At 57.4% G+C, this 7,304-nt stretch carries 3 protein-coding genes; 2 read left to right on the top strand and 1 reads right to left on the bottom strand.

Going from position 1 to position 7,304, the window contains the following annotated elements; genetic code table 11:
* Window positions 1–534, top strand: a 534-nt coding sequence (locus tag H6F43_RS12745; protein WP_190343125.1) for a phosphoribosyltransferase family protein, incomplete at its 5' end; no start/stop codon positions are given.
* 250 nt (window positions 535–784) lie between these two features.
* Here H6F43_RS12745 and H6F43_RS12750 read toward each other — a convergent pair.
* A complete protein-coding gene (locus H6F43_RS12750) occupies window positions 785–3,379 on the bottom strand; it encodes an EAL domain-containing protein (protein ID WP_190343126.1) in 2,595 nt (864 codons plus the stop codon).
* Window positions 3,380–3,810: 431 nt separating this feature from the next.
* On the opposite strand from H6F43_RS12750, the gene H6F43_RS12755 reads away from it, so the two are divergent.
* Window positions 3,811–7,304, top strand: a 3,494-nt coding sequence (locus H6F43_RS12755; RefSeq protein ID WP_190343127.1) for a CHAT domain-containing protein, incomplete at its 3' end; no start/stop codon positions are given.

A 7,304-nucleotide genomic window follows, 5' to 3' on the forward strand; every position in this document is an offset into this window, starting at 1 on the left:
GGATTGCCAATTGCAAGTTCGGTGGCGCGGGTTCTGGGCTGCCCGCTGGATGTTGTCGTGGCAAAGAAAATTACCCAGCCGGAAAATCGTGAGTTGGCGATCGGTGCGGTCACGGCAGATGGACATGTGGTTTGGTCAACCCAGCGACGCCGCCTGCCAGAGAATCCATTTAATCAGTACAATGCGGCGCTTCAGCAGGCGCAGGAACACGCCCAAGCTCAGCTAACCAGGCTAGCGCCACCGTCCCGCTTCAGTCCAGAGGGGGCGATCGCAATTCTGGTGGATGATGGCATCGCGACTGGCATGACAATGGCAGCCGCCGTTCGCGCTCTGCGCGCTCAGCAGCCTGCTCAGGTGTGGATCTGCGCTCCGGTTGCTCCGCTAGACTTGATGCCGTTTCTGCACGAGATTAGCGAGCGAGCGATCGTTCTAGCAACGCCGCACCGCTTTCTTAGCGTCAGTCGCTTCTACCGCGAGTTTCTACAAGTAGGAACCGAAGAAGCCGCAATCTATTTGCAGCAGCAGAATAATTAAGGCGATTTCCAGAAGCGAGTTTACCGTCCAAGAGGGTGCCCTTTACCTCCGCTCAAGCTGCAAATTGCTCGCTGGCTAAGGGATGTCGAAGCCAGCGGAGCATTGAGGTTATACTAGTTTTCTAAATTTCAGCGACAGATTAAAGCACTGAAACGTAGACGGAATCGAGCTTCTGAAATTCTGAATTCTGCATTCCGAATTGGCATTACTAGAAGTCATTGGAGTGAGAAAACCGCTGCTTCGCTGGTTGCTAATTGAGCCAGCGTTTTGCATCAACCAACAGCGTTTCAGCTGCCTCAACCGATAGCGGCTTCGAGAAGAAATAGCCCTGCCCATACTCACAGCCGATCGTTTGCAGCGCTGCCAATTGTGCGGCTGTTTCTACTCCTTCAGCAACCACCGTCATTTTCAGATTGTGGGCGAGTCCCACGATCGTCTGGACAATGGCGTCTCCCTCTTTCGTCGTTGCCATTTGATTCACGAAGGCGCGATCGATTTTTAGCGTGTCCACTGGAAAGCGGTGCAGGTAGCTGAGCGAGGAATAGCCCGTACCAAAATCGTCGATGCTGAGTTGTACATTTAGCGCTTTAAGGCGGAGCAGTAGCGCGATCGCGCCATCCACGTCCTGCATCGCCACACTTTCAGTAATTTCCAGCTTGAGGAAATGCCCATCAAATCCCGCCCCTGCCAGGGTTTGCTCTACGTAGTCCGCCCAATCTGGCTGCGTCAACTGCTGCCCTGATAGATTCACGCTCATGATTAGCGACGGCTCATACCGCTGCCAGTGTTTGAGCTGTTGGCAGGCAGTTTGCAGAATCCACTGTCCCAGCGGAATAATCAGCCCGGTGGCTTCGGCAATGGGAATAAAATCTCCTGGGGAAATCATTCCCCGCTGCGGATGCTGCCAGCGCACCAGTGCCTCAAACCCAACCGTGTGTCCGGTTGTTAGTGACACGATCGGCTGGTAGTGAAGCTGGAACTCGTGCTGATCGATCGCTCGGTGGAGGTCTGTTTCAAGCTGCAATCGCTGTACAACTTGACTCCGCATTCCCACAGCAAACACTTCGCGGCGAGCGTTACCCTGTGCCTTGGCTTGATACATCGCGGTATGGGCGTCTCGCAGCAGTTCATCGGGCACGCGATCGGTTGCCAGCGCAATTCCAATGCTGACGCTGGTGAAAATGTCCTGATTGTCGATGCAAAAGGGACGCATCATTTGCTGCTGGAGCGCCTCAGCGATTTGCAGTGCCTCGTCGGGATGGCGCAGCGGATGTAGTAGAATCGCAAACTCATCGCCACCGACTCGGGCGAGAGTATCGCTTCGGCGCAAGCCAGCTTTTAGGCGATCGCGGCTCAGCCGCAGTAGCTCATCGCCTGTGGCGTGTCCCAAATGATCATTGATCACGTTGAAGCGATCGAGGTCAAGAAATAGCACAGCTGCAGAGTTCGGCGGTGCCGCCAATTTCTGCAGCTGTTTCAGGAAGCGCGATCGATTCGGCAAATCGGTGAGCGTATCGTAAAAACGCTGATAGCGCAGCTGATACACTACAACACAGCTTCCAGTTAATACAGCGCCCAGCACAGGAGCCACGAGCGGCACCCATCCCGCCAGAGCCACAATGCCAACGCTAATTCCAATCAGGCTCAGCAGCACCGCGATCGTGCTGAGGCAGAGCAACACTGCATGGCGACTGTATAAGGCAAGCAGTCCGCCGATCAGCGACCAACCCCAGATCCAAAGCACCTCCACACGATCGTCCCAGGACCACAGAAGCGGCTGATGGTTCAGCACAGCACTGAGAATCTGACTCACCATCTGAGCGTGAATCACCACTCCCGGCAGCAGACGGCTAGTTCGGGTCGTGGCGCTGTAGGGCGTGGGCAGAAAATCCTTGCTGCTGGGAGCCGTAACCCCCACCAGCACGACTTTATCTTTAATCCAGCTGGGATCAACTTGCCGCGATAGGACTTGCTGTAGCGTCACTTGCCGCGCGACTTGCGATCGAGTGCGATAGTTCAGCAAGATTTGGTAGCCGCTGGCGTCGATTGTTTGATAGCCGCCGGAGTTCGGCTCTAGCTTAGTGAACACCGTCGAACCAAGCTGAAACGCGCCGCTGTCAGTGACCTGGGCATTCAAGCAGGCTGAACTTGCTCCGGTGAGCTTGCCTGAACACGCTCCAGACAAATACGCCAGCGCCAGCTGCAGCGAAAACGAGGTGAGCACTGTAGCGCCATCTTGCATAAACATCAAGTTACGGCGCACCACCCCATCGGGATCAGTGACAAGGTCATTGAATCCAATTTGAGCCTCTGGAACAGAGGACGGTGGGGGAATCCGTTCATCTGGAGTGTGTCCAACGTAGGTTACAGAGATGACGTTGGGCTTTTGCAACTGTACGGTAAGCGACTTTGACTCAGAGCCTGCCGATGAACGATTCGACGGATTGGCAATATCCCGAAACACATCGAGTCCAATTACGCTCGGCTGGTAGGACTGCAAAATCTCAAGCGTCTGTGCCAGGACGGAATCGGGTAGCGGAAACTGTTGCTGCGCCCGGATATCTACTTCAGTAATCGCGACAATGAGCAGGCGATCGTCCAGTGGCTGATCTGGTTTTAGCCGCACTAGATGGTCCAGCGCGGCAAGCTCCAGAGGTTGCAGCACTCCTATCTGCCGCAGACCTAATACTCCACTGGTCACGACCAAACTAGCGGCGGCTAGGACTTGTAACTGCTTTCGCGTCAGGCGTCGAACCGCTTGCCATTGTTTCAGCAGCGATCGCCCCCCGGACGCAACCAGGACATGGATGGGGGTTGTATTCGATTGCGGCTGAGATTCACCCATTGCAGAGCACGGAAGGCAACGAATACGCCAAGCAAGTCATCGAAAGCGTTAGCCTTCGCTCGATACAGGGAAATCACGACTAGAGCGGCTAGGATTGCAAGACCCCTCGGCGATCTAGTATAGTTTTGCCTCGACCAACCAGAAATTACCACACTGCTGCGATCGCTCGGTCAAATGGCGGAGGCAACCCAGTATAACAGCGGAGAGCGCAGAGGCAGGTGAGTCTGCCCGACCTCACTGTTGCCCATTGCCGAATTGCTCAGGTTGAGTACACTGATGCTTGTGCAAGGGGTCGGAAGCAGGTACTGATACAGAGTCAATGTTTAAGCGAGACGCTGTGCAATTTCGGCGGAATCTATCCCGACGCCCTGCAACGATGACTGTATCGGTTACTGTTACTCCCGCCGTCGGGTGCATCTCGAATTCAATTTATGCCTCATCCAGCTTTACCGCCTGAGCCGCCTACGACGATCGTGTCTTCTCCGCATTCGGAGGCGACTCTTCGGCGGGGCGATCGAACGCTAGCCACTCCCACTCCACCGGATGCTCTACCACAGCGTACCCGACCCGATTTGATGGCTCAGGCAGTTGTGCCGGCGGCAGACGGCGTAGGCACGACCGTCACACCTGAAGGAAATCGCTTCGACCTCGGCGGTGGGCAGCGATCAGGTGACGGAGCCAACTTGTTTCACAGCTTGAGTCAGTTTGGGCTGAGTCAGGGACAAATCGCTAATTTCCTTTCTAGCCCAGAGATTCGCAACATCCTAACCCGTGTGGTGGGTGGTGAGCCGTCCATTATTAACGGCACGATTCAGGTGACAGGCGGGCTGTCTAATCTATTCCTAATCAACCCCGCCGGAATTTTATTTGGACCCGCCGCCAGCCTAAACGTTCCTGCCGCATTTACCGCTACCACTGCTACGACGATCGGCTTTGGAGATCGGGAATTCAACGTGTTTGGCAGCAACCCCTACGCGCTGCTGCAAGGCCCCCCGACCAGTTTAGGATTTGTGCTGCCGCAGGCAGGAGCGATCGTCAATGCGGGCAATTTGGCGGTGAACTCGGGTCAAACGCTGAATTTAATTGGCGGCACGGTTATCAACACGGGACAGCTTCGCGCACCGGGTGGCGAGATTACGATCGCCTCGGTTCCCGGAACGTCGCTGGTGCGCCTAAGCCAAACTGGAACGCTGCTGAGTCTGGAGTTTCAGCCGTCCTCCGCGTTGGCGTCCTCGCCTCCGACCCTGCCCGAACTCCTCACAGGCGGCAACCAAGCCAACGCCACCGGAATTCGCGTCAATCAACAAGGCGAAATTTTGCTCACAGGGTCGCAACCGCCGATTCCTGCCGCTCCGGGAACCACGATCGTCGCGGGTCAGGTGGACGTGTCGGGATCTGTGGGCGGGCGCGTGCAGGTGTTGGGCGATCGGGTGGGACTGGTTGGCGCAGCGGTTCAAGCATCGGGCAACAGCGGCGGCGGGACGGTCCTCGTGGGCGGCGATGTTCGCGGACAGGGAACAGTGCCCAACGCTAGCCAAGTCTATGTCAGCCCGGACTCTCGCATTCAAGCGGACGCGCTCCAAACGGGCAATGGCGGCAGCGTTACCCTCTGGTCCAACGACGCCACGGCGTTTTACGGCAGCATTACCGCTCGCAGTGCGACGGGCAACGGTGGCACGGTTGAGGTGTCGGGCAGACAAGCGCTTGGGTTTCAGGGAACTGTGGATTTGAGCGCGTTTAATGGCCGTGTGGGAACGCTGCTGCTTGATCCGACCAACATTCAGATCGTGGCGGGTGGCAGCGGAGCGCAGGACCCTTTTTTGCCCAATATTCCGTTTAGCGCAGGTCCGCCTGACACATTCACCATTTCTCAAAACGCGCTTCAGAGCCAAGCGGCTGCCGTGACGCTGGAAGCTACCAACAATATTACGATCGCCCCCGGCGTCTCGCTGAACTTTGCTGCGGGAACCGGAGCCATCACATTCCGCGCCGATGCCGACAATAGCGGCGCTGGCTCGTTCTCAATGGACCCCAGCCAAACGATTCGGGCAGCGGGACGCAACCTTGCAATTTCCGGGGTAAACCTGACGATCGGCACGCTGGACACGAGCAGTATTGCTCCCGGCACCGTCACCAGTGGCGCCGTGAACCTCACGGCTAGCAATGCTCTGACCGCTGGCTCGATCTTGACCTCCGCCGCGTCCTCCACTGCCGGAACTGCGACCGCCGGAGCCGTCACCCTGAATGCGGGGGGCATGGCCCTCTCAGGTCCGATCGTCACTACCGCAACCACGCTCACAGGCGGCAGCACTGCCACGGGTGGCAATGTGACACTGACCACCAACAGCGGCGATCTGATATTCAACAGCATCGCCACGAACGGGTCTGGAGCCTTGGTTAGCACCAGCGGCAATGTGCAGCTACTAGCCGCTGGTGCTGTGCGAGGTACGGCAGGCGGCGACACGATCTCCACAGCAAGTCCGATCGCAGGTGGCACAATTAGCATTCAGCACAGCGGCGGATCGACCAACGCACCGTTCATCATTGGCGATGCGTTTGCGAATGGAACAGCGGGAGCGCTGAATGCAGGAAGTGACTCGGTGATTGCACCCGTTCGGGTGTTCCCGGTTCAGCCGATCGGCGGCAGCGATGCCGTGGGTAGGATTACCATTACGTCTGTTAACCAGGCTCCGACCCTGGTGACGAATCCGCTGCCCTCAGTGGTTCAAAATCAGCCGCTGACCTTTACGTTTGCCGATCTGGTCCAGTCAGTCGGCGACCTGAATGGCGACGCAACGTCTGTCATTGTTAGCGCAGTCAACAGTGGCACGCTGCTAGTCAATGGCAACGCCGTTACTCCGGGCGTCACCACGATCGGTCCCGGCGATACGCTGCTCTACCTTCCAGCTTCTAACACAACAGGCACGATTGCGAATGCGTTCACCGTGCAAGCCAGCGATGGCGTCGCGCGATCGCCGGTCTCATCGGGGCAGATTAACCTGACGATCGGCAGCGCCACAGGCGGCACGGGCGGTACAGGTGGCACAGGCGGTACAGGCGGCACGATCGACGGAAATGTTGTCAATCCCCCGCCGCTCAGCTTCGGCAATCAGCTATCGTCGGTGCTGCTCAATCAGACACCTCCTGCCCAGCCTGACCTCACCGCTGGCGCGGCTGCGCTCTCAAACCTTGCCTGCACCGATACGGGAGTAGACGCGATCGAGAACCAATTTACCCGCGAATACGAAGCGTATGCGGGCACAACCTCCGAGGCGAGAACAACGCTACTCGATGCCTGCAACGCTTTACGAGCAACCGAGACCAGCACGGGCGTTAAACCCGCGATCGTCTACGTTCGATTTGCCCCGAACTCACTCGTTGCGGGCGACACAGATGCTCTGGAACTGGTGGTTGTGACGCCCACTGGCAAGCCGCTCTACAAACGAGTCAGCGTCACTCGTGCTCAAGTGCTAGCGGTGGCGCGGCAATTTGCTAACGACCTCACGGATCCGGCCACGCGAGATACAGACGCCTTTCTTCCTGCAGCACAGCAGCTCTATCGCTGGCTGGTTCAGCCATTGGTAGCAGACCTGCAAACGCGCAAGGTCAGCAATTTGACGTTCATCACCGACGCAGGATTGCGATCGCTGCCGATCGCGGCGTTGCATGATGGACAAAAGTTCCTGCTGGAGTCCTACAGCCTCAGCATCATGCCCAGCCTCAGCATTACTGACACTCGCTACCGCAGTCTCAAGCAGTCTCAAGTGCTGGCAATGGGAGCGTCGCAGTTTACCGACCAGCGCCCTCTCCCGGCGGTGCCGCTGGAGTTGGCGTCTGTGTTGCAGCCGTGGGTGGGACAGTCGTTTCTGAACGAAGCCTTTACTCTCAACAATCTGAAAGCGCAGCGCCAACAGCAGCCCTTTGG

The organism is Leptolyngbya sp. FACHB-36 (genome assembly GCF_014695955.1).
In the GTDB taxonomy this organism is placed as follows: domain Bacteria; phylum Cyanobacteriota; class Cyanobacteriia; order Leptolyngbyales; family Leptolyngbyaceae; genus FACHB-36.